This window comes from Cobetia sp. 1CM21F (assembly GCF_023161745.1).
In the GTDB taxonomy this organism is placed as follows: Bacteria; Pseudomonadota; Gammaproteobacteria; order Pseudomonadales; family Halomonadaceae; genus Cobetia; species Cobetia amphilecti.
In genome coordinates this window covers 187,173-214,166 of sequence record NZ_JALNTQ010000005.1, presented here as the reverse complement: position 1 = coordinate 214,166, position 26,994 = coordinate 187,173, and the positions used below count along the sequence as shown (strand labels likewise).

Annotated in this window: 23 protein-coding genes and 1 pseudogene; 9 read left to right on the top strand and 15 right to left on the bottom strand. The window is 64.0% G+C overall.

Annotation, left to right across the window (positions count from 1 at the left end; genetic code table 11):
* Nucleotides 1–14: 14 nt before the first annotated feature.
* Nucleotides 15–1,397 carry an L-serine ammonia-lyase gene (locus MSG32_RS15660; protein ID WP_043334655.1) on the bottom strand — a complete coding sequence of 461 codons (1,383 nt, stop codon included), beginning with the start codon at nucleotides 1,395–1,397 and terminating at the stop codon, nucleotides 15–17.
* Nucleotides 1,398–1,661: 264 nt separating this feature from the next.
* Here MSG32_RS15660 and MSG32_RS15655 point away from each other — a divergent pair, with 264 nt between their 5' ends.
* From MSG32_RS15655 to MSG32_RS15645, 3 genes are all read left to right on the top strand, one after another.
* Complete coding sequence (locus MSG32_RS15655) at nucleotides 1,662–2,672, top strand: LysR substrate-binding domain-containing protein (protein WP_248380586.1); 1,011 nt, start codon at nucleotides 1,662–1,664, stop codon at nucleotides 2,670–2,672.
* 153 nt (nucleotides 2,673–2,825) lie between these two features.
* Nucleotides 2,826–3,560, top strand: a complete 735-nt coding sequence (locus MSG32_RS15650) for a hypothetical protein (RefSeq protein WP_107335965.1) — start codon at nucleotides 2,826–2,828, stop codon at nucleotides 3,558–3,560.
* 428 nt (nucleotides 3,561–3,988) lie between these two features.
* Nucleotides 3,989–4,315, top strand: a complete 327-nt coding sequence (locus MSG32_RS15645; RefSeq protein WP_248380584.1) for a hypothetical protein — start codon at nucleotides 3,989–3,991, stop codon at nucleotides 4,313–4,315.
* 141 nt (nucleotides 4,316–4,456) lie between these two features.
* Here MSG32_RS15645 and rpoD read toward each other — a convergent pair whose 3' ends face one another.
* The 3 genes from rpoD to rpsU all read right to left on the bottom strand — a co-directional run bounded on the left by rpoD (nucleotide 4,457) and on the right by rpsU (nucleotide 9,162).
* On the bottom strand, nucleotides 4,457–6,295 hold the full coding sequence (gene rpoD / locus MSG32_RS15640; RefSeq protein WP_043334650.1) for an RNA polymerase sigma factor RpoD: 1,839 nt from the start codon (nucleotides 6,293–6,295) through the stop codon (nucleotides 4,457–4,459).
* 326 nt (nucleotides 6,296–6,621) lie between these two features.
* A complete protein-coding gene (gene dnaG / locus MSG32_RS15635) occupies nucleotides 6,622–8,718 on the bottom strand; it encodes a DNA primase (RefSeq protein WP_248380583.1) in 2,097 nt (698 codons plus the stop codon).
* A gap of 228 nt (nucleotides 8,719–8,946) precedes the next feature.
* Nucleotides 8,947–9,162 carry a 30S ribosomal protein S21 gene (gene rpsU, locus MSG32_RS15630; protein ID WP_024951433.1) on the bottom strand — a complete coding sequence of 72 codons (216 nt, stop codon included), beginning with the start codon at nucleotides 9,160–9,162 and terminating at the stop codon, nucleotides 8,947–8,949.
* 424 nt (nucleotides 9,163–9,586) lie between these two features.
* Here rpsU and tsaD point away from each other — a divergent pair, with 424 nt between their 5' ends.
* Nucleotides 9,587–10,627: a tRNA (adenosine(37)-N6)-threonylcarbamoyltransferase complex transferase subunit TsaD gene (gene tsaD / locus MSG32_RS15625; RefSeq protein ID WP_043334645.1), complete on the top strand. Its 1,041-nt coding sequence runs from the start codon at nucleotides 9,587–9,589 to the stop codon at nucleotides 10,625–10,627.
* A 137-nt stretch (nucleotides 10,628–10,764) separates the two neighbouring features.
* Here the strand turns inward: tsaD and folK are convergent, their stop codons facing one another.
* Together folK and folB are read right to left on the bottom strand one after the other, a co-directional pair.
* Nucleotides 10,765–11,304, bottom strand: coding sequence for a 2-amino-4-hydroxy-6-hydroxymethyldihydropteridine diphosphokinase (gene folK, locus MSG32_RS15620; protein ID WP_054557226.1), 540 nt, complete (start codon nucleotides 11,302–11,304; stop codon nucleotides 10,765–10,767).
* Nucleotides 11,301–11,678 carry a dihydroneopterin aldolase gene (gene folB, locus MSG32_RS15615; RefSeq protein ID WP_248380581.1) on the bottom strand — a complete coding sequence of 126 codons (378 nt, stop codon included), beginning with the start codon at nucleotides 11,676–11,678 and terminating at the stop codon, nucleotides 11,301–11,303. Before folB ends, folK begins: the two co-directional genes overlap by 4 nt.
* A 161-nt stretch (nucleotides 11,679–11,839) precedes the next feature.
* Here folB and MSG32_RS15610 point away from each other — a divergent pair, with 161 nt between their 5' ends.
* A complete protein-coding gene (locus tag MSG32_RS15610) occupies nucleotides 11,840–12,460 on the top strand; it encodes a glycerol-3-phosphate acyltransferase (protein ID WP_248380579.1) in 621 nt (206 codons plus the stop codon).
* Between the two features lie 196 nt (nucleotides 12,461–12,656).
* On the opposite strand, the gene MSG32_RS15605 is transcribed toward MSG32_RS15610, so the two are convergent.
* The 8 genes and pseudogenes from MSG32_RS15605 to MSG32_RS15570 all read right to left on the bottom strand — a co-directional run bounded on the left by MSG32_RS15605 (nucleotide 12,657) and on the right by MSG32_RS15570 (nucleotide 21,862).
* Entirely contained in the window at nucleotides 12,657–13,901 is a 1,245-nt protein-coding gene (locus tag MSG32_RS15605) for a polynucleotide adenylyltransferase (protein WP_248380578.1), read from the bottom strand.
* Between the two features lie 91 nt (nucleotides 13,902–13,992).
* A complete protein-coding gene (gene glpE, locus MSG32_RS15600) occupies nucleotides 13,993–14,319 on the bottom strand; it encodes a thiosulfate sulfurtransferase GlpE (RefSeq protein WP_054557228.1) in 327 nt (108 codons plus the stop codon).
* Between the two features lie 78 nt (nucleotides 14,320–14,397).
* Entirely contained in the window at nucleotides 14,398–15,237 is an 840-nt protein-coding gene (locus MSG32_RS15595) for a symmetrical bis(5'-nucleosyl)-tetraphosphatase (protein WP_043334635.1), read from the bottom strand.
* Nucleotides 15,238–15,308: 71 nt separating this feature from the next.
* Nucleotides 15,309–15,689, bottom strand: coding sequence for a Co2+/Mg2+ efflux protein ApaG (apaG, locus tag MSG32_RS15590; protein WP_248380577.1), 381 nt, complete (start codon nucleotides 15,687–15,689; stop codon nucleotides 15,309–15,311).
* Nucleotides 15,690–15,874: 185 nt separating this feature from the next.
* A pseudogene (rsmA, locus tag MSG32_RS15585) lies at nucleotides 15,875–16,663 on the bottom strand (16S rRNA (adenine(1518)-N(6)/adenine(1519)-N(6))-dimethyltransferase RsmA); the annotation flags it as partial.
* Between the two features lie 194 nt (nucleotides 16,664–16,857).
* The gene (pdxA, locus tag MSG32_RS15580) at nucleotides 16,858–17,874 is read right to left on the bottom strand and encodes a 4-hydroxythreonine-4-phosphate dehydrogenase PdxA (protein WP_043334631.1); all 1,017 of its coding nucleotides are present in this window, start codon (nucleotides 17,872–17,874) and stop codon (nucleotides 16,858–16,860) included.
* Between the two features lie 27 nt (nucleotides 17,875–17,901).
* Complete coding sequence (locus MSG32_RS15575; protein WP_043334629.1) at nucleotides 17,902–19,185, bottom strand: peptidylprolyl isomerase; 1,284 nt, start codon at nucleotides 19,183–19,185, stop codon at nucleotides 17,902–17,904.
* 82 nt (nucleotides 19,186–19,267) lie between these two features.
* Complete coding sequence (locus tag MSG32_RS15570) at nucleotides 19,268–21,862, bottom strand: LPS-assembly protein LptD (protein WP_225996626.1); 2,595 nt, start codon at nucleotides 21,860–21,862, stop codon at nucleotides 19,268–19,270.
* A gap of 171 nt (nucleotides 21,863–22,033) precedes the next feature.
* Here MSG32_RS15570 and MSG32_RS15565 point away from each other — a divergent pair, with 171 nt between their 5' ends.
* From MSG32_RS15565 to speD, 4 genes are all read left to right on the top strand, one after another.
* Entirely contained in the window at nucleotides 22,034–23,284 is a 1,251-nt protein-coding gene (locus MSG32_RS15565; RefSeq protein WP_248380576.1) for a phosphotransferase, read from the top strand.
* The gene (locus tag MSG32_RS15560) at nucleotides 23,284–24,144 is read left to right on the top strand and encodes a nucleotidyltransferase family protein (RefSeq protein WP_248380575.1); all 861 of its coding nucleotides are present in this window, start codon (nucleotides 23,284–23,286) and stop codon (nucleotides 24,142–24,144) included. Before MSG32_RS15565 ends, MSG32_RS15560 begins: the two co-directional genes overlap by 1 nt.
* A 178-nt stretch (nucleotides 24,145–24,322) precedes the next feature.
* The gene (locus MSG32_RS15555; RefSeq protein WP_054557233.1) at nucleotides 24,323–24,748 is read left to right on the top strand and encodes an OsmC family protein; all 426 of its coding nucleotides are present in this window, start codon (nucleotides 24,323–24,325) and stop codon (nucleotides 24,746–24,748) included.
* 313 nt (nucleotides 24,749–25,061) lie between these two features.
* Nucleotides 25,062–25,856 (top strand): adenosylmethionine decarboxylase, encoded by a 795-nt coding sequence (gene speD, locus MSG32_RS15550; RefSeq protein WP_043334620.1) that lies wholly within the window; start codon nucleotides 25,062–25,064, stop codon nucleotides 25,854–25,856.
* Between the two features lie 121 nt (nucleotides 25,857–25,977).
* Here speD and MSG32_RS18030 read toward each other — a convergent pair whose 3' ends face one another.
* The gene (locus tag MSG32_RS18030) at nucleotides 25,978–26,862 is read right to left on the bottom strand and encodes an ion transporter (protein WP_215823493.1); all 885 of its coding nucleotides are present in this window, start codon (nucleotides 26,860–26,862) and stop codon (nucleotides 25,978–25,980) included.
* Between the last annotated feature and the right edge of the window lie 132 nt (nucleotides 26,863–26,994).

Sequence of the window (26,994 nt, the reverse complement as noted above, 5' to 3'; positions counted from 1 at the left end):
GGCTAGCGGTCGTATCAGCATTCGATGGCGTTGACCGCGAGACCGCCCTTGGAGGTCTCCTTGTACTTGTCCTGCATGTCGCGACCGGTGTCGCGCATGGTGCGGATCGCCTTGTCCAGCGAGACGAAGTGATCGCCATCGCCACACATCGCCATCTGGGCGGCATTGATCGCCTTGACCGAGGCAATCGCATTGCGCTCGATGCAGGGAATCTGCACCAGGCCGCCGATCGGGTCACAGGTCAGCCCCAGGTTGTGCTCGAGACCGATTTCCGCCGCGTTCTCGACCTGCTCCGGCGTCGCGCCCATCAGCTCGGCAAGCCCGGCGGCCGCCATGGCGCAGGCGGAACCCACCTCGCCCTGACAGCCGACTTCCGCGCCGGAGATGGAGGCGTTCTTCTTGCACAGGATGCCCACCGAGGCTGCCGTGAGCAGGAAATCGACCACGTCCTCCTCGCGAGCATCTTCCTGGAATTTCATGTAATAGCTGAGCACCGCCGGAATGATGCCGGCCGCGCCATTGGTCGGCGCCGTCACCATGCGGCCGCCGGCCGCGTTCTCTTCATTGACCGCCAGCGCGAACAGGTTGACCCAGTCCATCGCCGAGAAGGTCGAGGTGATGATCGACTTGCTGGATTCCACATCCAGCAGACGCGCATGCAGACGCTTGGCACGGCGCTTGACGTTGAGTCCGCCGGGCAGCACGCCTTCGTGTGTCAGGCCGTTGTCGATGCACTCGTTCATCACTTCCCAGATGCGCCATAGCCCGCGACGCACCTGGGTCTCACTGCGCAGCGCACATTCGTTGGCCATCATCAGCTCGCTGATGCGCATCTTGTGCATGCGACACAGCGCCAGCAGCTCATTGGCGGTGTTGAATTCATACGGCAGACGCAGGCTTTCGTCTTCCAGCAGCGGGTCACGCGCGGCCTCGACTTCGTCGACCACGAAACCGCCGCCCACCGAGTAATAGACATTGCGATACAGCTCATCGCGATGGCCGTAGGCGATCAGACGCATGGCATTGGGGTGATACGGCAGCGGCGCATCGTGCCACTGCATGTCACGTACCCACACGAAGGGCACCGCGATGCGGTTGTCGAGCAGCAGTGTCTGGGACTCCAGCAGCTCTTCGATGCAGGGGTCGATGATCGCAGGGTCGATCGTTTCCGGCAGCTCGCCCATCAGGCCGAGGATGGTCGCCTTGTCGGTGCCATGGCCTACGCCGGTGGCAGACAGCGAACCATGCAATTGCACCTCGATGCGCGCCACGCGCTCCAGCTGGTCACGCGAGCGCAGGGTCTCGACGAACTGCGCGGCAGCACGCATCGGGCCGACGGTGTGCGAGCTGGAGGGGCCGACACCGACCTTGAAGAGATCAAATACACTGATGGACATGACAACACCTCATCTCGGAAACTCGCCGCGCCTGAGCGCCTGCCAGTGGATGAGGCAATGATGATGGATGGGGGCGGGATGCGACAAACCATAAAAATTGGTCGTGGGTTTAGTCTGACTAAACCCTATGCATCAAAAACGGCGTAAACTATGCTCTTCGCGCCACCTTGTGTCCTGATGCCTTTAGCTATCACCGCCATCTGCGTCTGGCCATCGCGGCTTCTCCCTCACTATCTGCCTCCAGCGCTTGCATGAGACCCGCCCATGACGTCTTCCCTCGACAACACGCCTGGTACTGGCCCCGCCGTGCCGCCGACGGCGACCGGCGCGCCCGCCACCACACCGAGCCTGCGCCACCTGAATGGTCAGACCCATGCCTGGCTGCAGGTATTCGCCTGCGCCGCACGTCATGGCTCCTTCACGCGTGCGGCGGAAGAACTGCACGTCACCACGGGCGCGGTGAGTCAGCAGATCAAGCAGCTGGAGGAGCGGCTGGGCTTCAAGCTGTTTCTGCGTCGTTCACGCGGACTCGAGCTGACAGGAGAAGGCGCTCGACTGGCGCGTGTCGTGGAGCAGTCCTATAGCGCGGTGGGACTGGAGGTCAAACGGCTGCGCAGCGGCTTGATGAGCGGTGTACTCAGGTTGCGTTCGGTGCCGTCATTCCTCTCCAAATGGCTGGCGCCCAGACTGCCACGCCTGCAGGCACGCTTTCCGGATATCGAGCTGCACGTGCGCGCCGAGGACAGTGACTCGCCGCTTCGCGAGGGCGATTTCGAGCTGGCGGTCGACCTCAACGACGGCCACTACCCGGGCATGCAGGTCACCGACCTGATGGAAGAGGAGATCTTCCCCGTCTGCCATCCCGGCCTGATGCGCGGCCGCCCGCCGCTGCGCAGCGCAGAGGACCTCGCCTGGTATCCGCTGCTGCACGACATCACCGCCTGGCGCGGCAGTCACGACCACGCCGAGTGGGAATTCTATCTGGCCAGCATCGGCGCGCCCGAGATCAACGTTCAGCGTGGCTATACCTTCAACCGCAACCACCTGTCGATGGAGGCTGCCATCGCCGGCATGGGAGTCGCGATGGCAAGGCGCACGCTGATCACCGACGAGCTGTCGCGCGGCACGCTGATCGCGCCCTTCGCGCAGCGGGTACTGACCGGCAAGCGCTACGTCATCGTCCATCCCCACGGCACCCTGGATGATGGCCGCATCCAGGCCGTGCATGACTGGATCGTCGAGGAAGCCGAGCGGGATCGGTTACGTCAGAGCTGACGAACATTTCCGCTCGGCGCAACATCGATGCTGAAATGGAATCTCACAGTTTTCTTACCAGAATATTAACTGAGCACCTTTGCATCGTTATAATGAGCAGGCAAACAACACCCTCACCCTGACAGGCAGTCCATGGACTGTCCGGAGAGTCCCTTGTCTCGCCTGACTTCGCATACCCAGCACCATAACGCTGTTCCGCTCCCCATCAGCGCCGAACAGCCACTGTATGGGCGCAAGCCCACTTCGCTCTTCATGCAAGCCTGCCTGCGCCTGGCCATCTATGCGCCGCTGGTGGCCGCGATGATGTCGCTGGTCATGCATGATGCCCACCACTTCGGTGATGTCGGCTTCAGCGAAGCCAGCTGGACAGAACACATGCAGAGCACTCTGCTGGCGTTGAGCGCAGCCACCATGTGGCTGGTGCATTCACGCCTGCCGGACCTGCGCACCATCAGCCTGCTGCTGTTCGGTCTGTTCGCGGCGTCCCTGATCCGTGAACAGGACGCCCTGCTCGACGGCATGATCGGCGATGGCAGCTGGCAGTTCCTGGTCAGCGTGGTCGCGATTCCGGTCATCATCGGCGTATGGCGCAACCGCAGCCGCTTCATTGCCGAGTTCGAGCACTTCGGACGCAGCTTCGCGTTCGGCCTGTTCGGCGCCGGCTTCCTGGCGACCTACGTCTTCTCACGCCTCTACGGTCGCTCGGAATTCTGGGAAACCCTTATGGGGGACTCCTACCTGCGTTCGGTCAAGAATGCCGCCGAGGAAGTCACCGAACTGTTCGGCTACACCCTGATGGCCATCGCCGTGATCGAGATCGTGCTGCTGGCGATCCGCATGGGCCGCCAGCGCCGCGCCCTGCTGCGTGAGCTCAACGCCAACGACTGAGCCCGGCAGCAAAACCCTCTTTCCGAGCTGCGCGCATGACCTGTCGCACGACCGTCACTTCGCCCTGCCCCATGAAACAACGCGAAGTGACGTGACAAGACATGAAGCACAGCACGAAGCGCAAGAGACAGACAGACCCGTGACTCTCCCAAAAGCCGCTGCTCACCAGAGCCGCGGCTTTTTTTCGTTTCTACTCTCAACAGGCTTCGCGAGACAGTCTCTGCTCGACAGCCTTCTCTCGACAGGCTGCGCTAGACAGCCGTCTCTCGATAGCCATTGCGCGAGGCGCTGACAGGAAACGGCTGGACATCAAATGAGAATGATTATATTTTACTAAGCAGTGGATACAATTCAACTATCGCCACTGCCACAGGAAAGCACCGACAGGATCTTGACCGTGTCATGCCCTCATTCTCAAGGAGCCTCACATGCGCTGGTTCAGTAGCTACCGCTTGCACGGTCATAGTCTTGCCCCCAGTCTCCCGCAGCACAGCCTCATCATCAGCATGCGCTGGCCCAGTCGCTGGCGATTGACGCCCGGCGCCACCGTCGTGGTGGAACATCCCAGGCTCGGCCAGCTGGTCAAGCGCCTGCATCGCATCGACGACAACGGCCGCCTGTGGCTACGCGGCGAGCACCCCGACGGCTTGAGCAGCGAGCAGATGGGGCCGGTCTCCCGTCAGTGCATCAAGGGCCGTGTCGTCTTCAGCGTGGCGGCAACGCCTTCGTCTCACCAGCTGCGCCACGGCGTCTGATAGCCCCACAGGGCACATCCCGTAGAGAAAGACCCGTAACGTAAAGCCCACAAACGACAACGCCCGCCCCCATTCGCATGGGGGCGGGCGTTGTCTTGTCAGCGGGGCCAGCAGTCGAGGTGTGGCCCCGAGCGCTTCAGATCACTCTTCCATGAAGGAACGCAGTGACTCGGAGCGTGACGGGTGACGCAGCTTGCGCAGCGCTTTCGCTTCGATCTGACGGATACGCTCACGGGTGACATCGAACTGCTTGCCGACTTCCTCGAGGGTATGGTCGGTGTTCATGTCGATACCGAAGCGCATGCGCAGCACCTTGGCTTCACGTGCGGTCAGGCCGGACAGGATACCGCGGGTCGCTTCGATCAGACCTTCGCCGGTGGCGGAGTCGATCGGCGAGACCATGGTGCCGTCCTCGATGAAGTCACCCAGGTGCGAATCATCATCGTCACCGATCGGCGTCTCCATGGAGATGGGCTCCTTGGCGATCTTGAGTACGCGACGCACCTTGTCTTCCGGCATCTCGAGACGTTCGCCCAGCTCTTCCGGCGTCGGCTCGCGACCCATTTCCTGCAGCATCTGACGCGAGACACGGTTCAGCTTGTTGATGGTCTCGATCATGTGCACCGGAATACGGATGGTGCGCGCCTGGTCCGCGATGGAGCGAGTGATCGCCTGACGGATCCACCAGGTGGCGTAGGTCGAGAACTTGTAACCACGACGGTACTCGAACTTGTCCACGGCCTTCATCAGACCGATGTTGCCTTCCTGGATGAGATCCAGGAACTGCAGACCACGGTTGGTGTACTTCTTGGCGATGGAGATGACCAGACGCAGGTTGGCCTCGACCATTTCCTTCTTGGCACGACGCGCCTTGGCTTCACCGATCGACAGGCGACGGTTCACTTCCTTCAGCTCGCTGACCGGCAGCTGGACCATGTCCTGCTCGAAGGCGATCTTGCGCTGGGCACGGAGCACGTCGGCACGGAACGGCTCGAGCTTGTCGGCGTACTTCTTGCTGCCACCGATGAAGCTGTCGAACCAGTCCATGTCGGACTCGTGGCCCGGGAAGGCCTTGATGAAGCTCTTGCGAGGCACCTTGCCGCGCTTGACGAAGATCTGCAGGATGACCTTTTCCTGCTCGCGCACCTGCTCGACGGACACGCGAACCTGACCGACCAGACGCTCGAAGTGCTTGGGCACCAGCTTGATCGGCGAGAACAGCTCGGCAAGACGGTCCTGCTCGGCTTTCGCCTCGGCAGAGCCGGAACCGTACTTCTCGATGGCGGCCTTGGTCGCCTCGTTCTGCTCACGGATCTGCTCGAAGCGGACGCGGGCCAGCTCGGGGTCCGGGCCACCTTCAGAGGCGGAATCGTCGTCTTCGTCTTCGTCGCCTTCGGACTCTTCGCCCTCGGGAATCTCTTCGACTTCCTCGACTTCGACTTCAGCGACACCCGGCACGCCTTCGTCAGGGTCGATGAAACCGGAGAAGAGATCGGACAGACGTCCACCGTCTTCGCCCAGAGTGCCGTCGTAGGCTTCCAGGATGGAGTCGACTGCCCCCGGCAAGAATGCCAGCGACGACATCACCTCACGCGTGCCCTCCTCGATCCGCTTGGCGATCTTGATTTCGCCTTCGCGGGTCAGGAGTTCCACGGTGCCCATCTCACGCATGTACATGCGGACGGGGTCGGTGGTGCGTCCCACATCGCTTTCCACCGCGGCGAGGGCGGCAACGGCCTCTTCGGCGGCAGACTCGTCAGTGGAGGAATCAGACATCATCAAGGTATCGGCATCGGGCGCTTCTTCCGCGACCTTGATGCCCATATCGTTGATCATGCTGATGATGTCTTCCACCTGTTCGGGATCAGCGATATCCTCGGGCAGGTGATCGTTGACCTCGGCATAGGTCAGGTAACCCTGTTCCTTGCCGCGCGCGATCAACTCCTTGAGACGCGACTGCTGCTGCGCATTACCAGCCATAGAACCCCTATCTCGACGAAGAAGAATGAAGCACCTGGACGCGACGCGGCTCAGCGAGTGAGCATGGCGCCGGTATAGGGACGAAGAGAGCATCAAGCGCACCAGTATAGCGTGCCATCAGGAGATGCTGCCAGCGGCGTATTTGCCGGACCATCCAGGTGTGTTAGCGTTATCGGTTACGTTGCGGCAGTCCGCATCGGGAGCTACCTCATTAAATAGTGGGCATGAGTGCGTCTTTCAAGGCCATGGGGCGTATTTTCCTGCGCCATCGCCTCAGCCCTCACGGCATTTCCACCATTGTCGGCCTTCCTGGCACCGAGACTGCGTCAGCGCCGTGTTGCCAGCTCCATCAGCAGGGCCATCAGCCGCTGCTTCTCTTCTGCCGACAACTTCTCGCCACGCTTTTCCTTGGCCAGCAAGGCCTGATATTCCGCTTCCGGCGTGGTGCGCGCCTGCTGATGCTGGCAATGCTCCACCAGCCCCTTCAGCTCTTCGCTGCGCACGTCACGCGGAATCAGCAATTCGCGGGCTGCCAGCTGCTCAAGTCTCGGCCCCTGTGCGGTACCGAGGAAGTGCGCCAACAGCACCTGAGGCGAACGATACTGCCCCGCCTTCAAGAGACGCACCACGTCGTTCAACAGCTGCGCATCCTCACTGTCGACCGGCTCGCCCGCTCCTTCGATCCACTCATTGGAGTCAGGCAGCTCGGCGACCAGCTGCGGCTCGTGCACCAGAAGATGCAACAGGCGCGTCAACATGCTGACCGAGGTGCGCTTCTGAGGCCTGGCCGGCGTCGCACGCGCGGCTTGAGCCCCCTGGCCCGCAGGCATCTCGCCATGCGACTGCCAGTCATCCGGCTGCCAGCCATCGGGCTCGCTGTCGCCGAAACCGGCATCTGCCATCGCCTCCAGCGACGACCACTCGTCCTGCGCGTCACTCAGCGTCGCGCCGTCCTGAGGACTGGCAGCAGGCGCTGAGCGCGGTGCCGAGTGTGTCGCGCCGGGCTGACGTTGTTGCGGTTGCGAACGCTGCTGTTGCTGAGGGTGCTGTCGTAGCTGCTGGTGCTGACGCAGCCGTGCCTGCTGGGCTTCACGCGCCGCGGCGCGCTCCACCAGCATGGCATCCAGCCGCTCACGCTCCAGACCACTGCGCCGCTCAAGCTCCTTGAGCAGCAGCGAGCGCAGCACCCCTTCGGGCACGCGCGAGATCCACTCCAGCGCCTGGGTCACGAACCGCTCGAGCTGCTCCATGCGCTTGAGGTCGCGTCCTTCCGCGGCCTGCTCGAACAGGAACTCGGAGAGCCCGGAGGCGCAGGTGACACGCTTCTCGAATGCCTCCTGACCCTCGCTGCGCACCAGGGAATCCGGGTCCTCGCCCTCCGGCAGGAACAGAAAGCGCGCCTGACGCCCATCGATCATGACCTCAAGCACGGTCTCCAGCGCGCGGCGCGCCGCCTGCCGACCGGCCTTGTCGCCGTCGAAGCAGAACACCACCTCATCGACCAGGCGATAGAGGCGCTTGAGGTGCTCCTCACTGGTCGCGGTGCCCAGGGTCGCGCAGGCATTGCGAATGCCGTACTGCGCCAGTGCCACCACGTCCATGTAGCCTTCGACGATCAGCATGCGTTCCAGCTTGCGATTCGCCTCACGGGCTTCAAACAGACCGTAGAGCTCGCGTCCCTTGTGGAAGACGGGAGTCTCGGGAGAATTCAGGTATTTGGGCTTGGCGTCGCCCATCACGCGACCGCCGAAGGCGATGGTGCGGCCTTTCCAGTCACGGATCGGGAACATCACGCGATCGCGGAAGCGGTCATAACGGCGACCGCTTTCCTCGTGATGGATCAGCAGACCGTATTCGATCTGCACATCCTCGCTGACACCCAGCTTGCTCAGGTGATGCTTGAGGTGCTCCCAGCCTTCCGGCGCGAAGCCGATGCCGAAATCACGCATGACCTCACGCGACAGACCACGGCCTTCCAGATACTCACGTGCCGGCTGCGCGGCCGGTTCCGTCAGGCGCTGACGATAGAAGTCCGCGGCCGCCTCGAGCAGATTGACGCCCTCTTCGCGGGCCTGCTCGCGACGCTGGCGCTCACGGCGCTCGTGCGGACTCTGGTTGCCGCCTTCGCGCGGCACTTCAAGCGCCAGCCGCGAGGCCAACTGCTCCACGGCCTCGGGGAACGGCAGGCGATCGAACTCCATCAGGAACTTGAGGGCACTGCCGCTCGCCCCGCACCCGAAGCAGTGATAGAACTGCTTGTCCGGGATGACGTTGAACGAGGGAGAGTTTTCCTGATGGAACGGGCAGAGGCCGACATAGCTCTTGCCGGCCTTCTTCAGCTGGACGCGCTCACCCACCACCTCGACCACGTCGGTGCGGGCCAGCAGATCGTCAATGAAGCCTTGAGGGATGAGACCAGCCATGATTCGCCAGAAGTCGTGGAAAAACGGACTGACCGCAAGATAGTGTCGGCTCAGCAAAGTGAGCGGCTACCTTCGGGTCAGGCCATTCCTCGAGTTAGCGACATGCGCCAGGCAACGGCACACGGCTCGAGAACAAACGGACCACTAGAGACAAAAACAAGCGGCCACCGTGAGGCAGCCGCTTGGTGTCCTTCCAGAGAGCAGACTATCACTCTCCAAAAGTACGGATCAGTAGAGACGCTCGAAACGCTTGCGCTCACGCTGAACCTTCTTGGCGTGGCGCTTTACAGCGGCCGCCTGCTGACGCTTGCGAACAGCTGTCGGCTTCTCGTAGTGCTCACGACGACGCACTTCGGAAAGAACACCGGCTTTTTCGCAGGAGCGCTTGAAACGGCGCAGGGCGACGTCGAACGGCTCGTTGTCACGTACTTTAACTGAAGGCATTAAACACTCACCTACCTTGAGATCATGAGTTCGGTTTGAACGCACATCCGGTGCAGCCACTCCTCAGGAGCCACCAGCCAGCGACGGTAACCGCCACCTGCAGGTCGATCCAGCATCAATCAGTCGCCTGCGACACCACCGGTGAGGGTAGCCGTCGCTGGCTGGAATCATGATTCGGGGAGCTTTTGCGGGGTGGTCGGATGCACGACCCAGTCTTGCAGAGTGCCATATTCTAGACACCCGCCCCCGGCTTTGCAAACGCGGAAACCGGAAATCCTCTCTGCCTCAACGCCAGCTGGCGCGACACCCGTGCTCACAGCCAGTAGAATGTCGCGCATTCACGGCACACACGCCTCTCGGGCTCGCTCAGGCAGCCTCGCTGGCCGTGCCGCCCTCTACTTCTGATATTTCCTGAGAGTCAGCCATGCGTGTGCTCGGCATCGAGACTTCCTGCGACGAGACCGGCGTCGCCATCTACGACACGGACCAGGGCCTGCTTGCAGATGCCCTCTACAGCCAGATCGCCATGCACGCCGAGTTCGGCGGCGTGGTGCCGGAACTGGCGTCGCGTGATCACACTCGCAAGCTGCTGCCGCTGATCCAGCAGGTGATGGACGAAGCGCAGCTGAAGGCCGCTGACATCGATGCCATCACCTATACCGCAGGCCCGGGCCTGGTCGGCGCGCTGATGGTCGGCGCGTCCACCGCACATGGCCTCGCCAAGGCATGGGGAGTGCCGGTGCTCGGCGTCCACCACATGGAAGGCCACCTGCTGGCGCCGATGCTGGAAGACGATGCACCGGAATTCCCCTTCGTGGCGCTGCTGGTCTCCGGCGGACACACCCAGCTGGTCGCGGTGCGTGGACTGGGCGAATACGAGCTGCTCGGCGAGTCCGTGGATGACGCCGCCGGCGAAGCCTTCGACAAGGCCGCCAAGATGCTGGAACTGCCCTACCCCGGTGGCCCGCAGGTCGCGAAGCTGGCCGAACAGGGCGACCCCAGGCGCTATCGCTTCCCGCGCCCGATGACAGACCGCCCGGGCCTCGACTTCAGCTTCTCCGGCCTCAAGACCCACACCATGGTCACGCTCAAGAAGGCCAAGGCCGCGGATGACCTGGATGAGCAGCACTGCGCCGATATCGCACGCGCCTTCGAGGAAGCCGTGGTCGACACCCTGGTCATCAAGTGTCGTCGCGCACTGGACCAGACCGGCCTCAAGCGCCTGGTCGTCGCCGGTGGCGTGAGTGCCAACACCCGTCTGCGTGAGCGCCTGAGCCATGAGCTGACCAAGCGCAATGCCCGCGCCTACTACCCGCGTGGCCGCTTCTGCACCGACAACGGCGCGATGATCGCCTACGTGGGCGCGCAGCGCCTGAATGCTGGCGAGCAGGACACCGGCCCGATGAAGGCCGTGCCGCGCTGGCCGCTGGACAGCCTCGCGGCCCCGAGCACAGCGCAGGACTGAGCCCTGCCAGACGCCAGCGCCCTGCCGATGAGAATCGGCAGGGCGTTGTCATTGAGGGGCCGGTCACACTCACCGCCGGACACTGACACCAGCAATATGGCGCCTGATAGCGTCAGGCCGGGGCATCAAGAGCAGTGTCAGACCGTGGCATCGGCGCGAGAGATCATGCGGCAACGCCAGCTGAAGTCCACCGGCCATAGCGGCTGCTGTTCGGCGCGCCCGGCGGCCACGAACGCCTTCCACAGCGAGGCGTAATCCTCGCCAGTGACGGGGTGGCGCTCTTCGCCGAACGATTCGGCCAGCGGCAGCAGCACGAAGGCATTGCGATCGACCTCATCGCGCGGCAGCATCACGCCATCGATCTCCCCGGTCAGGGTACCGACGGTCAGCAGGTCCAGATCCAGGGTACGCGGACTGAACTTGGCGCTGTTCTTGAGGCGACCGTTGGCCAGCTCGAGCTGCTTGCACCAGGCCTGCAACTCGCCGACGCTCCAGTCACTCTCGAAACCTGCGACCAGGTTGAGGAAGTTGCGCCCGTCGACGAAGCCCACCGGCTCGCTCTCGTAGACGGAGGACAGCGTCAGGTTGCCGAAGGTCGCCTCCAGCGCATCCAGGCAGACCCGCACATGATGCTCGCGCTCGATATTGCTACCGATGGAGATCAGTACCAGACTCATGCCGGCGCATCCGAGGTGGTCTCGAGGCTACCGCGCACGATGCGCACGCCAACGGCGGCGGCTTCCGGCACGGCGCCCGGCTTGCGCACCGTCATGGTCAGCCAGGGAATGCCGAACTCTTCACGCAGCAGCGCTGCCAGGCGCTCGGCGAAGGTTTCCACCAGCTCGAACTGGCTCTCTTCGGCGAAGGTCTGGATGCGCGCGCTGATGGCGGCGTAGTCCAGGGTGTGCGTCAGGTCATCGTCGGCAGCTGCGGCACGAATATCCGTGGCCATTTCCAGATCCATCACCAGACGCTGGCGAATGGTACGCTCCCAGTCATAGACCCCAATCACGGTTTCCACGGCCAGAGCCTCGATCAGCACACGATCCACGGCGTTACCTCTATGCTTGTCGAATGAACGAATAAAAACGACGCCCAAGGCCCCGCCATCATGCGACTGATTCTACTGCACCCGGCCCCTGCTTGGCCAAGCTGCCTGCCCCTCTCTCCCTGCCTGTGTGCGACACCTCGGGCACGCAGCGAGTCGACATCATGCTGACGGGCCTGATCGAGTGGGCCGCGCAACTGGCCAGCTGGAAACAGTTGAGCCTGCTGATGGCCGTGGCCTATGCCAGCGGTTCGGTGCTGGGCGCGGTGTGGATCTGTCAGCGACTGGGGCTGCCCGACCCACGCCTGGCGGGGTCCTTCAATCCGGGCTTCTCCAATGTGCTGCGATTGCATGGCGCGCTGCCCGCCGCCCTGGTGCTGGTCTTCGATGCCGCCAAGGGCATGCCGGCACTCTGGCTGGGGCTGGCGCTCTCGCTGCCGCCCTGGGCACTGGGATTGATCGGGCTGGCCGTGCTGATCGGCCACAGCCTGCCGCTGTGGCACCGTGGCCATCGCGGTGGCAAGGCCGTGGCCGCTGCCTTTGGCGTGCTGCTGATGCTGGCGCCGGGCGTCGCCTTGAGCTGCGCCGCGCTGTGGGTCGGGTTGGCCTGGCGACTGCGTACGGCGGCCATCGCCTCGCTGGTGGCCGGACTGGCGGCGCCCCTGTTCAGCCTGTGGCTGGCGCCGCAGATGAGCGGCGTGATTCTGGTCTTCGCCAGCCTGATCGTGATTCGTCATGCGCTGAATCTGCGCCGCCTGAGCGATGGCAGCGAGCCGCGCCTGTAAGCATGTTTTGCTCACACGCTGCGCTCCGCTCATGGAAACACGCTCTGCCCATAAACAGCACGCTCCGCCTCACAAAACCCTTCCTGATGCCACGACGCAAAAGCCCCGGCGCTAGGCCGGGGCTTTTGGGGTCATATACTCGGATCATTTGCTCAGGTCAGGTGCACAGATCAGGTGCTCAGCAGCGGACAGGTGATCAGTGACTGTGGCCGCAGCCGCAATGAGGCGCGTGCACTTCCGGCATGGCCTGCCATTCGCTCAGCGCCTGCTCGATGGCCTGCTGGCGCTGCTCACTGAGCGCACGCCCGATCTCCGCCCCTTTCAGGCCCTGTTCGACCAGAGACTGCGGCGACACCGCCGTCGCGGCTTGCCAGACGGCATTGCCCAGCCGCGCCAGGCCCTTGTCCTCGACCGCCAGCAGGGCTACCAGCACCGACTGGCGCTCGCCACGCCGCCAGGCATCGACACCATCCAGCCAGGCCTTGAGATCGGCTGCGCTCACGCCACCTTCCCGCCGCGAGGCCTCGTTCAATTCCCGGCACAGACGTGCCTGCTGGGCGGCGTCACGCACGGCGCTGGGCAGGCGCAAGTCCTGCGCCAGGGCATCGATCTCGTCGCGTGACAGGTGCTCCACCAGGCGCGCCATGCGCCAGCAGACCATCTCCGCCTCATCGACCAGCTGACGCGGCAGGCGGTCCAGACGCGCCAGTGCCGCTGTGAGCTGCTCGGCATCGCGGGTCAGCGGCGGCATCAGCACCGCCAGCGCCCCCAGCTCATCGAGCAGCTGGAAGTAGGCTTCGGGACTGGCCTCGCCCAGCGCCTTCTCGGTCTCCTTCCAGACCCGCTCGGCCACCAGATGCGAGACCTCGCCGCTCTCGACCATGGCAACCATCATCTGCCGTGTCTCCTCCGCGACCGTGAAGCCGAGCCCCTGATAGCGCGCCAGAAAGCGTGCCACGCGCAATACGCGCAGCGGGTCTTCACTGAAGGCGCTCGAGACATGACGCAACACGCGCGCCTCGAGATCCGCCAGGCCACCGTAAGGGTCGATCACCTCGCCCTGCCCCGGCGTGCTGTCGAGCGGCTCGGCCATGGCATTGATGGTCAGGTCGCGACGAATGAGGTCCTCTTCCAGCGTCACATCGGGGCTGGCATGCACGCTGAAGCCGACATACCCGTGGCCGGACTTGCGCTCGGTACGCGCCAGCGCGTACTCCTCCTGGGTCTGCGGATGCAGGAAAACCGGGAAGTCCCGCCCGACCGGCCGGAAGCCACGCGCCTGCATGCCTTCCACCGTCGCGCCCACCACCACGAAGTCGCACTCGTGCCACGGCCAACCCAGGCGCGCATCACGCACCGCGCCGCCCACGCGATAGACCTCAAGCCCGCTCAACAGGCGGTCACGCGAATCGGTCAGTGAAGAAGGCGTCGTCTGAGTCATGCGAATGTCCTTGCCCTGCGGCACGAGATACAAAGCTGAATGAGGAAAACGAGGAAGTACGGCCAGTGATGGCAGTCACGTGCAGACGGCGTCAGCTACCGCTCTCGACGTCATCGCCATGCGTCAATTGGTACTGGGTAAAGCCACCATCGAGGGAATAGACCTTCTCGAAGCCCTGCCCCGCCAGCCAGGCGGCGGCCTGCTGACTGGAATGGCCGTGATAGCAGACCACCACCAACGGCTTGTCGCGCGGGGTGTCTTCCAGAATGGCACCAGCACTGGCGTTGTCCAGATGACGGCTGCCCGGGATACGCCCCTGCGTGAAGCTGAGCGGATCGCGGATATCGAGTACCACGAGCGACGGGTCGCGTTGACGCCAGTCACTGAGGGTTGCGAGATCAAGATGTTCGAAACTCATGCGGACTCCGCTTGTTGAGTAAGGGAAAGGCATTCGCCAGCGACGGCAGACCTGCTGTCACTGGCGACGGGAGGGCGCTCAGCGCGAGGTCAGCGCCGGCTCGAAGACGCGCTCTTCCGTCTCGAGATTGAGCGCCGTCAGGCCACCGCCCCACACGCAGCCGGTGTCCAGCGCCTCGACATCCTGACGCGCCGCCGGTGTCTCGCCTTCCAGAGCAGCCCAGTGACCGAACAGCAGGCGCGGCGAATCATCCCAGGCCCCTTCGGGACGCGGGTACTGGAACCAGGGACGACACCCCTCCGGCGCGCTGTCCAGTCCTTCCTTGGCCGCGAAATCCAGTCGGCCATCACTGTGCAGAAAGCGCATGCGCGTGAAGACATTGACGATGCAGCGCAGGCGCGGCGTGCCTTCAAGATCCTCCTGCCAGCGGTCCGGCGTATTGCCGTACATCTCGCCGAGAAAGCCTCGATAGTCGTCGCCCGCCAGCACGGCGTGCGCTTCGCGGGCATAACCGGCCGCCTGGTCCAGCGTCCAGCTCGGCAACACGCCGGCATGGCTCATCACCGTGCGGCGATTGCCGACCAGCGCATCCACCATCAGCGGCTGACGACGCAGCCAGTCCAGCAGCTCCTCACGGTCCGGCGCCTCGAGAATCGGCGTCAGCGTATCGGAGCGCTTGTGGCGGCTGAAACCTTCGGCCACCGCCAGCAGGTGGAGGTCATGGTTGCCCAGCACCACCCGCGCATCATCGCCCAGCGACTTGACCAGACGCAGGCACTCCAGCGAGCCCGGCCCGCGATTGACCAGGTCTCCCGCCAGCCACAGCACATCGCGCCCCGGCGTGAAATCGAGGCGCTGCAACAGAAGTTCGAACTCTTGATGGCAGCCCTGCAAATCGCCAATCGCCCACTGCGTCATGCCCACTCCCTGACCGCCGTGGCGGCCTGACTTGCTGTCTTGAATACGAAACGCTGCGTCACGCGGCCACCCTAGTGAACCTGATGCGGACCGGCGAGACGGAACGGTGCGATGGCGACCTCGAAGGTGCGCGCATGGGTCGCGTCACAGAAGGTATAGGCCCCCTGCATCACGCCGACCGGCATGTCGAGCACGGCGCGCGAGGTATAGCGAAAGCTCTCGCCGGGCGCGATCAGCGGCTGCTTGCCGACCACGCCCTTGCCACGCACTTCCTGCTCATCGCCGCTGCCCTGGGTGATCTTCCAGTAACGCGCCAGCAGCTGCACGGTTTCATCCGTCCCGTTGTGCACGGTGATGGTGTAGCGGAACACGTGTCGGTTCTCGCTCGGACGACTCTCGTCGGCGCAGTACTCGGGTACGGCGTCGATACGGATGTCCGCCACGTTACTCATGCGTCGTGGTCGCTGGCGTTGCGGGCATCGCCCCTGGCATCGCTCTCGGCATCGAGGCGCTCGCCACTGTCACTATTCCCATCACTACCACTGGCACTGTCGGCTGCCGGCGCACCGTGACCGACATTGCTGCGTGGACGCTTCTTCGGTGCCTTGTCGGCCTTGTCCACCGTCATGCCCTGCTCACTGAGGTGGTTGCTGATCATCACCAGCTCAGCGACGGTCAGTGTCTGCGGACGACGCGAGGGGTCGATGCCCAGCGCGGTCAGCTGGTCGGCATCGATGCGGCCCTTGAAGTTGTTGCGCAGCGTCTTGCGGCGCTGGGAGAAGGCTTCGCGCACGATGACGGCGAGCAGCTTCTCGTCCTTGGCCGGATGCGGCAATTCACGGTGCGGCACCAGACGCACGATGGCGGAATCCACCTTCGGCGCCGGGAAGAAGGCGCTCGGCGGCACCAGGAACAGATTTTCCACCGCGCAGTAATACTGGGTCATCACCGACAGGCGGCCCCAGTCGGTGCCACCCGGCTCGGCGGCCAGACGCTCGACGACTTCCTTCTGCAGCATGAAGTGCATGTCGGAGATCGCACCGCGTGCTTCCAGCAGGTGGAAGATCAGCGGAGTGGAGATGTTGTACGGCAGGTTGCCGACCACGCGCAGTGCCGGGCCGTCACCGACCAGCTCCGGGAAATCGAAGCGCAGGGCATCGCCTTCGTGGATCACGAAGTCCGGGTAGTTGAAGAACTGCACGCGCAGACCCGGGATGAGGTCACGGTCCAGCTCGATGACTTCCAGCTTGCCTGCCGCTTCCAGCAGCGGGCCGGTCAAGGCACCCTGCCCCGGGCCGATCTCGACCAGGCGCTCGCCTTCCGCGGGACGAATGGCATTCACGATGCGAGAGATGACGCCAAGGTCCTGCAGAAAGTTCTGACCGAAACGCTTGCGAGCGCGATGCGCGGGGAAATGTTGGGACATGGGACTGACCTTCCTCCTGGGAATCCGTCGGGATTCCCGACAACAAGACGCCGCCATGGCCTGCAGGGACACAGGCAGACCGGGGCGGCGAGACCATCCTCGATGGTCGAATGACTGGGGTAGCGAGACGCCACGCTGTGGCGCACGCCTGACGTGCCGCCATGCGGTCACGCCCGAGTGATGCGGGGATTATCTCAGGCTCGCGCGGCGGCTGCCATCTCGATGGCGACACGCACGGCCTGCAACAGGCTGCCGACGTCGGCACGTCCGCTGCCGGCAAGGTCCAGCGCCGTGCCGTGATCCACGGAGGTACGCACGATCGGCAGGCCCAGCGTGATGTTGGCGGCTTCACCGAAGCCGGCATACTTGAGCACCGGCAGGCCCTGGTCGTGGTACATCGCCAGTACCGCATCCACGCCCTCCAGATGCCGCGGCGTGAACAGGGTATCGGCCGGCAGCGGGCCATCCAGCTGCATGCCGGTCGCGCGCAGGGCGTCGAGCGTCGGGGAGATCACCTCGATCTCCTCATGCCCCAGGTGCCCGCCCTCGCCGGCATGCGGGTTGAGCCCGCATACCGCGATGCGCGGTGCGGCACAGCCGAAGTAGCGCGTCAGATCCTTCGCGAGGATCTTCATCACCCGCGTCAGGCCCTCGGGCGTGATGGCATCGGCCACCTCGCGCAGCGGCAGGTGCGTGGTGGCCAGCGCCACCCGCAGCCCGGGGCACGCCAGCATCATGACCACTTCCTCGACCCCGCAGACATCGCGCAGGTATTCGGTGTGGCCGGTGAAGCCCGCATGCCCGGCCTCGATCACGGCGGCCTTGGACAACGGCGCCGTCACCATCGCACTGGCATGACCCGCCTGGCAGGCGGCGATGGCGACATCCAGCATCGCCAGCACATGATCGCCATTGCGCGCATCGATCACGCCCGGCTCGCTGGGCACTGCCAGAGGCACCGGCCACACGGCCAGCTCACCATTGCGGGCCGGCGGCAGCGGGTCACCCGGCGCCAGCTCATGCACCACCAGCGGCAGACCCAGCAGGCGGGCACGACTGACCAGCAAGGCGGGGTCTGCCACGGCGACCAGCTGTGCGGGGAACGCTTCCGCCTGACCGGCCAGCATGACCAGAAGTTCCGGGCCGATACCCGCCGGCTCACCGGCGGTCAGGGCGATGATGTCGGGCGCAGTCTCTTCGCGACGATTCATGACGGTGTCTCGCTGCTCCACTCGGACTTACTGCTCATCGAGACGGTTGTCGACATAGGCCTCGGCACGCACCTGCTGCTGCCAGGCTTCGAGCTCATCATTGAGCTTGCGCTGGAACAGGGTCTTGCGCACCTTGTCACGCTGGCTGGAGTTGGTCACATCCTGCTGGCGACGCTCCTCGACTTCGATGATGTGATAGCCGAAGCGGCTCTTGACCGGCTGGCTGATCTCGCCCACGTCCAGGCCATTCATGGCCGTCTCGAAGGAGGAGACCGTCTGGCCCGGGCTGACCCAACCCAGCTCGCCGCCCTTGAGAGAGCTGCCCTTGTCGTCGCTGAATTCCTGAGCCAGCGCGGCGAAGTCCTCGCCTCCCAGCAGACGGCGGCGAATGGACTCGGCACGCTCAAGCGCCTGCTGATCGCTGAGGTTCGGGTTGGGCTGAATCAGGATGTGGCGTGCGCGCGTCTGGGAAATCAACGCCTTGCCCGCGCCACGCTTCTCGATCAGCTTGACGAGGTGATAGCCGCTGGCACTGCGCAGCGGCTCGGAGACCTGACCGGCCTGCATGTTCGGGATGACATCGGCGAACACCGTCGGCAGCTCACCGCCGGAACGCCAGCCGAGATCGCCGCCGCTCAGTGCCTGACTGCCGGCGGATTCGGCGGCAGCCAGCTGGGCGAAATCGGTGCCCTGCTCGATCTGCTGGCGCAGGCTGTCGGCCTTGGCGCGCGCGGCCTTGACCTGGTCCGGCGTCGGCTCCTGGGGCAGCGCCACCAGCAGGTGCGCCAGATGGTACTGGACGTCGCTGCCGACATTCTGCTGATTGAGATAGCGGTCTATCTCACGATCGGAGATCCGCACCCGGCTGGCGACGCTGCGCTGCTGGATCTGCTGCACCAGCAGCTCACGACGCACCTGATCGCGCACCTGGGCCAGTGACATGCCGTCCTGCTCGAGCTTGTCCGCGAAGGCTTCCAGGCTCATGCCGTTGTCCTTGGCGATGCCGCGCAGGGTGGCGTTGAGCTGGGTATCGTCGATGCTGAGGTTGGCCTGTTCCGCCAGCTGCAGCTGAATCTGCTCGTTGACCATACGATCAAGAACCTGACGCTCCAGCACGTCGCGCGGCGGCAGGTTGATGCCACGGCTCTGCAACTGCTGACTCGCCTGGGTGACGCGCTGCTCCATGTCGCTTTGCATGATGGCGTCCTTGTTGACCACGGCAACCACGCGGTCGAGCAACTCGGCGGCACCGGCCGGCAGACTCGCCAGCACAAATGCCAGCCCCAGCGGGGCAATCAGGGTCTTGCGCATCACATGTTCTCTCGGCGTAAAAATGTTGATGGCGCCGCCCTGCGGCGGCGCCCTGGCGTCATTCACGGCCTGGCGCGGCGACTCAGAAGCCCGCGTTGCGATAGCCCGGTACGGCCTGTTCCAGGTAGCTGTCAGCACTCTGGCCAACGCCTCCCAAGCCCTTGAATTCAAAGGTCAGGAAGATGCCATTCTTCTCTTCGTCATCCGAGATGGTGTTGGCGGTGTCGTTGTCATCCTGCCATTCACGCCAGGTGACCTGCACGCCGTAGCAGCAATCGTTGTACTGCACGCCCAACACCTTCTCCAGTGAACGGGAATTGGTGCTGTCATACATGTAGCGGCCCAGCAGCGACCAGCTCTCGCTCATCGGCGTCGCGAAGGAGAAATCCCACTCGTTGCGGGTATAGCCCAGCACGTCATCCTCGTCCTCATCGTCGTAAGGCACGAAGCCTTCGATCTCACGATTGAAGCCAAAGTTCAGTACCGTGCCCTGTTCCGCACGATAACGCAGCGAGGTCTGGGCACTTTCGGTCACGCCACGATCGAAATCCTGGAATACGGCCTGGGAGGCGGTCCACTGGTCGTTGAGCACCACATCGGCCTGGAAGACCACCGGCGAGCGGTCACGCGTCGCACGATAGTAGTCGGAGTAGCTGTCGAAGTCGGAGCGTGAGGTCTTGTCCGGATCACCGTCCATGTCGATGTTGCGGTCCGACAGGTAGCTCGACTGGCCGACGCCCAGCTTGAGGCGCTCACGGCCGCTTTCATCGCTGATGAAGCGTGACGACACGCCGTAGGAGACCTTGTTGGTATCACCGACGCGGTCACCGCCGCTGAAGCGGTACGGCGACCACAGCTGATTCCAGCTGAAGGCATCTTCCGAGGTGTCGAAGTCGGGCAGATCGGACTGGTCGACCTCCGGCACGTAGGCGTAATAGAGGCGCGGTTCCAGCGTCTGGGTATAGCCGTCGCCGAACCATTCGGTCTCGCGATCGAAGATCAGGCCGCTGTCCAGTGACAGCACCGGGATGGTGGCGGATGGACTGGTGCTGCGATCGGTCTCGCGATCACCGTAGTCCAGGCTGTATGACAGGCTGACCAGCTGCGCGCGCGGCTCGATGAAGCTCCAGCTCTGATCGCTGCGCCAGCCCAGCGCCGGCGCCAGACGCAGGCGCGAACCATTGGCGGCCTGGTCTTCGTCGATGTCGGTATCCGTCTCATCGACATCACGCCAGAAGTAGGTCGCGTTGGAATTCCACTCTTCGTAGAAGCCGTTGGACTGACTCCAGCGACCATCCGCGGTCAGACTCGGCAGACGGTAGAACGGCTTGTCATCGTTATCCAGCGGGTAGTCCATGCGCTGGTAGCCCTGCGCCTTGAACTGCAGGTCCCAGACATCGCCGTGATAATCGAGCTGAGCCAGACGCTCGAGGCTATCGGTTTCCGTTTCCCCGAAGTTGCGCCCGAAGTCGTCGAAATAATTGCCATCGGAGGCGGCGCCGTACTTCAACTGGTAGTCGGTACGGGCATCATAGCGACCAGCATGCTGGTAGTTGATGTACCAGCGATCCTCGCCGATCAGGTCTTCCTCGTCATCGTCGGGGTCACTGCCGCCATCGTCATCGGCGAGCCAGGCGCCCTCGATGCTGCCTTCATCGCCACGCGGCAATAGATAGCGGAATTCGCCTTCCAGCATCTCGCCACGCTCGGAGATGTAACGCGGCGTGAGGGTGGCATCGTAATTGGGGGCCAGGTTCAGGTAGATCGGCTGGGCGTAATCGAAGCCGCTGGAGCTGGTGTAGCTGAACTGCGGCCACAGCAGGCCCGTGTGGCGACGGTCATCGACCGGGAAACGCACGTAGGGCCAGTAGAAGACCGGCACGCCGCCCATTTCCATGCGCGCATGCTTGGCCGTTCCCCAGCCGGAATCCTGATCGATGGTGATGTCGCTGCCGACCAGGCGCCACAGGCTGTTGCCCGGCTCACAGGAGGTGAAGCTGGCATCCTTCAGGCGGTAGCGACCATCCTCGAGACGCGCCAGCTGCACCGCGTCGCCGCGCACATGCTGCTCGTGAAAGACGTAGTGGCCGTTGTCGACGCTGGCCGCATCGCTGTTGAGCGAGACCCGCGCGTCGTCGCCGCGCAGCAGGACCCCGGGCTGGCGATAGGTGACAGGCCCCTTGGCGGTGGCGGTGTCACGCGCCTCGTTGACGCTGACCTCGGGCGATTCCAGCTGGGAATCGCCGCGGCGCAGCACCACCTCCCCCATCAGGGTGGCGACGCCATCGTTGCCGTAGTTGGCCTTGTCGGCCGAGGTCGTGACCTGCTCCGGCGTGTCGCCCGCCTCGATACGGTAGGCCGGCGTGACATAGCGCCCGGAGCACAGCTTGCCCTGCGGCACCTCATCATAGGGCTGCCAGTCGAGCTGACTGGCTGACAGAGGCTCGGGCGGAGCGGCCTGTGCCATCAGAGGGGCGCCGGCGGCCAGAGGCGCCAGGGTCCACAACAGACGGAAAACCAGTGGCTTGAGCTGCCAGACCGGGCGGTCATCGCCCAATCGGGCTATCGGTGCCTGCCGGGAATGAGCAGACAGAGAGGGAGTCGCGAAGCGACGCTGACGTCGCCCGGGAGCGGTCGTCGGCTTGCCCGGATGGGATGAATGGCTGCGCTGGGCCATGGCTGCTCTGTGTCCTTGGCTGGGGGAATCGGTATTATACAGGCCCAGCAACCGGCCTTCCTGCTTGCCGGTTCCGCCTGCCTTCTCGTCACCACACGACAGCATGCGGGGCCGCGGCACAGGCGTCAACTGACAGCCGGCCCCGCACACGCCGACAGGAGCCCAAGCCCCATGACATCCGACGCCCGCCGCCAGGCGCTGCACGCCTGGGCCGCCGCCCGCCACGACCTCACGCCAGAGGCCGTGCGCATGAGCGCCGTGGCTGACGACGCCAGCTTCCGCCGCTATTTCCGCCTGCATCTCGAGGAACTCGACCCGACCACGCCGGCGCGCATCCTGATGGACGCCCCGCCCGAGAAGGAAGACAGCCATGGCTTCGTCGCCATTGCCCGCCAATGGCGCGACGCCGGCCTGCCGCTGCCCGAGGTCTTCGCCTTCGACGAGACACTCGGCTTTCTGGAGCTGGAAGACCTCGGCGACACCCCGCTGATGACCGCCCTGACCAGCACCGAGCATGCCGACCACTACTATGGCGAAGCCATCGGGCTGCTCGAGCAGCTGCATCAGCTGCCGCCCGGCAACCTGCCTGCCTATGACGACGCCCGCCTGTCCGCCGAACTGGAGCTGTTTCCGGAGTGGTGTCTCGGCCAGCTGCTCGACATGCCGCATGACCGCCGCTACGCCGCCTGGAACAAGCTGACGGGGCAATTGCTCGCGGCCGCCAGCGCGCAACCGGTGGTGAGCGTGCATCGCGACTTCCATGCCCAGAACCTGTTCCTGCATCAGTCGGCATCCCAGCACCAGCCCCGGCTGTGGATCATCGATTTTCAGGACGCCGTCAGCGGCCCCGAGAACTACGACCTGATCTCGCTGCTGCGCGACCGTCACTGGCGCTGGCCGGAACCCGCCATGGCGCGCTGGATCGAGCAGGCGCGTCTGGCCGCCTTGCCACGCTACGCCGCGGCCGGCCTGCCGGCACCGAGCCCGCTGGAATACCGCCAGAGCGTCGAGCGCATGGGCGTGCAGCGCAATCTCAAGATTCTCGGCATCTTCGCGCGCCTGACGCTGCGGGACGCCAAGCCCCGTTACCTGACGCTGATGCCGCGCTTCCTCGGTCATCTGCGCGAAGGTCTGGCCTTCTGTCCGGAACTGATCTCCTTCACCCACTGGCTGGATGAGGTGCTGACGCCGGCGCTGTCGCTGCGGCTGGCCGAGGAATGCGAGGCGCGCGATCTGCGTCTCGCCAATGGCGAGCGCCCCGAGATCAACCTCGATGATTACGATGAGCTGGCGGCACTCGCCGATCGCGCAGCCCGCCTGCAGCGCAATGCAGCCGCCGCTGACATCGCGAAGAGCGCTGCGGCAAGTGGGGAAAGCAAGGAAAGCGCAGCAAATGCCGACAACGAGTCAGGGAGCCACTGATGCGCGCGATGATTCTGGCGGCCGGTTTCGGCACGCGCATGCGCCCGCTGACCGACCACACCCCCAAGCCGTTGCTGGAAGTCGCCGGGCTGCCGTTGCTGGAGCACCATCTGCTGCGTCTGGAAGCGATCGATGTGGACAAGGTCGTCATCAATGTCGGCCACCTGGCCGACAGGATTCTGAGCCACTTCGCCGCGAAGCCGAATGCCAAGGGCCAGCTCGAGGCTTGCTGGCAGGGCCGCAAGCGCTCCCTGACGCTGATCTTCTCGCGCGAGGAGACGCCGCTGGAAACCGGCGGCGGCATCGCTCGCGCCCTGTCACTCTCCGATGCGCTGACGCAGGACGCAGGCGATGACACACCCTTCCTGCTGATCAATGGCGATGTCTGGTGTGACGTCGACCTCACGCTGCTGACTATCCAGGCGCTGGCGAGCCATTCACTGGCCCCGCTCGCCGACCAGCCGCAGGCGCTGGCGGGGCTGGTGCTGGTGGATAACCCGCCACATCATCCCGAGGGAGACTTCCTGCTCACCCCGACGGGGATAGTGAAGGATGAAGCCGGCGCCGAGAGCGACGAACAGGACGAGAAGGACGAGAAGGAAGAGAAAGACGAGCAGGCCGGCAGCCGGCTGACCTTCTCCGGCGTGTCGTGGCTGTCACCACGCCTGATCCGCCGCGCCATTGCCGAGACGCCTGCCTACCAGGACCCCGACAGCGTCTTCAAGCTGGCGCCGCTGCTACGTGACGCCATGCAGCATGGCGAGGTGCGCGGCCTGCATCATCGCGGCGCCTGGATCGATGTCGGCACCCCACAGCGTCTGGCCGAGCTGGATGAGCTGCTGAGCCACGCCAGGGCCTGAGCCAGCGCGATATAAGCTCAGCGCTGGACGTTCCTCCGGGCACGCCGATGACAATGCTACCCTGTGCGCCATCGTGCTCACCGCGCCCTTATTCCTGTAGCCCCTGGCCTTTATAGCCACTAGCTCCGGGCCGGTGGCGCATCAACGACTTATCAGAAGGAGAAGTTCCGACATGGCAATGAACGCCAGCATCAAATGGACCGATGGTCGCCAGTTCCTCGCCGAATCCGGCAGCGGCCACAGCGTGGTCATGGACGGCAATCCGGACAACGGCGGTCGCAACACCGGTCCGCGTCCGATGGAAATGCTGTTGATGGGTCTGGGCGGCTGCACCAGCTTCGATGTCATCCAGATTCTGGAAAAGGCCCGCCAGCAGGTCACCGACTGTCACGCCGAACTGAGCGCCGAGCGCGCCGATAGCGTGCCGAGCGTGTTCACGAAGATTCACGTCAAGTTCGTGGTCACCGGTCGCAATCTCAAGGAATCCCAGGTCAAGCGTGCCGTCGAGCTGTCCGCCGAGAAGTACTGCAGCGCCTCCCTGATGCTGAGCGCCGGGGGTGTCGAGATCACTCACTCCTACGAAGTCATCGACATCGCGGCCTGACCACGCCTCGCCCTCCCGCCGCTCAAGGCCCCGCCGACGGCGGGAGGGAGCGCACCACTGACGACGTCTCGCCAGGATCGGCGGGAATTGTCGCTGGCGTGTCAGGCCTGCCTGTGCATAATACGCCCCTCAAACCGGTCGTCTCACCGGTCGTCTCGTGGCAAAGATGGTACGCAATGCTCCCTGTGAGTCATGCTGCCAGCGCTCGGGACGGGCCTTTCGAGATGTCCTCTTCGGCCCGATGCCTGCCTCTGCCCCATTGCAATGGCGCATCGGATGTCATACCACCCTCCCATTTCAAGGAGGCCTGGACGTGAGCGATCAACTCCGCCTTCACGGGTTCAACAACCTCACCAGTTCGTTGAGCTTCAATATCTACGACATCTGCTACGCGCAGACCGAAGAGCAGCGCACGGCGTATATCGATTATATCGATGAGCTCTACAATGCCGAGCGTCTTACCCAGATCCTCAAGGATGTCACCAACATCATCGGTGCCCACGTGCTGAACATCGCACGCCAGGACTATGAGCCGCACGGCGCCAGCGTGACCATCCTGATCGCCGAGCACGAGCTGGAAGAGCAGGACGTGTCCCAGACCGCGCCGGGCCCGGGCCCGCTGCCGGAAACGGTCGTCGGCCATCTGGACAAGTCTCACGTCACGGTGCACACCTACCCCGAGTCCCACCCGGACAACGGCATCAGCACCTTCCGTCTCGATATCGATGTCTCGACCTGTGGCATGATCAGCCCGCTGAAGGCGCTGAACTATCTGATCCACAGCTTCGATTCCGATATCGTGACCATGGACTACCGCGTGCGTGGCTTCACGCGCGACGTGGATGGCAAGAAGCTGTTCATCGATCACGACATCACCTCCATCCAGGATTACCTGGCGGAAGACACCAAGCGTGCCTACCAGATGGTCGATGTGAACGTGTATCAAGAGAACATGTTCCACACCAAGATGCTGCTCAAGGACTTCGAACTGGACAACTACCTCTTCGGCACCTCGCGTCGCGAGCTGACCTTCGAGGAAGCCACCAACATCGAAGGCCGTCTGCGTCGTGAAATGCTCGAGATCTTCTACTCGCGCAACTTCGACTGATCATCGCCTGCGTCATGCACGGCAGTCGCAGCGCATGTGTCTGCTTGCCTGAGGCCTGATGACAGTTCGAAAAAAGCCCCTGACACCTCACGGTGTCAGGGGCTTTTTGTTGCCTGCCAGCTCAACGATCGCCGGCGGGGTCCTCCCTGTCTGGCGGAGCGGCATCCCCCAGGCGCTGTTCCATCTCCTCATTCACCTGGCGATGCAGCGCCTCGCGGTGGCGTTCGCGCTCAGCCAGCGACTCGCCCCGCTCCTGCGCTACCTGATCCAGCCGCTCACGCAGCTCGCGCACTTCCGTCGTCAGCTCGCTGATCTGATGATAGAGCGCCCGCGTCATGTCGCGCTGGGCACGCGCCGCCCGGGCCTCCTGCTCGCTGTCATCCTCGATGAAGATCGAGCTGATATAGGCGGCGAAACTCCCGAACAGTCCCACGCCCCCAACCATCAACAGCACCGCCACCACTCGACCGAGCGTCGTGATGGGATAATAGTCGCCATAACCGACGGTGGTCACCGTCACCACCGCCCACCACAGCGCCTCCTCGGCGGTATTGATGGGGCTGTCGGGATTGGGTGTCTCCACCATCAGCATGGTCAGGGCGCCGAACACCACCAGCAGCACCGTGGCGGTGGCCGCCGAGGCGAAGACCCCCTCGGCCCGGTTGCGGAACAGCAGCTTCCAGATCATTTCCATCGACTTGATGGCGCGCAGCACCCGCAGCACCTGCACCACGCGAAACAGCCTCGCGCCCTGGAAGAGTCCCGCCGGGATACAGGCCAGCAGGTCGATCCAGCCCCACTTCATGTACTCACGCTTGCTCTTGGCACTGGCGAAGCGCTTGCAGAAATCGATGAAGAAGAACAGACAGACCACATAGTCCATGTATTCCAGCAGCCGCTGGACCTGGGGTGACAGCACAAAGACAAGGTCCACCACCATGGCGCCGATCACATAGATCGACAGCACCAGGATGAACAGCTGAAAGGGCGTGACGCGTTCCTGCATCCGAAGACTCTCCGTGAATGGGGCTCTGGAAAGCCTACCCCATCCTCGTCGCCCTGACAGTGTGCAGCCACCGCTGGCGAGCGCCCGGGCACTCATCTGTCCGATGGTTCATGCATCCCTGGGCTCAGGCGC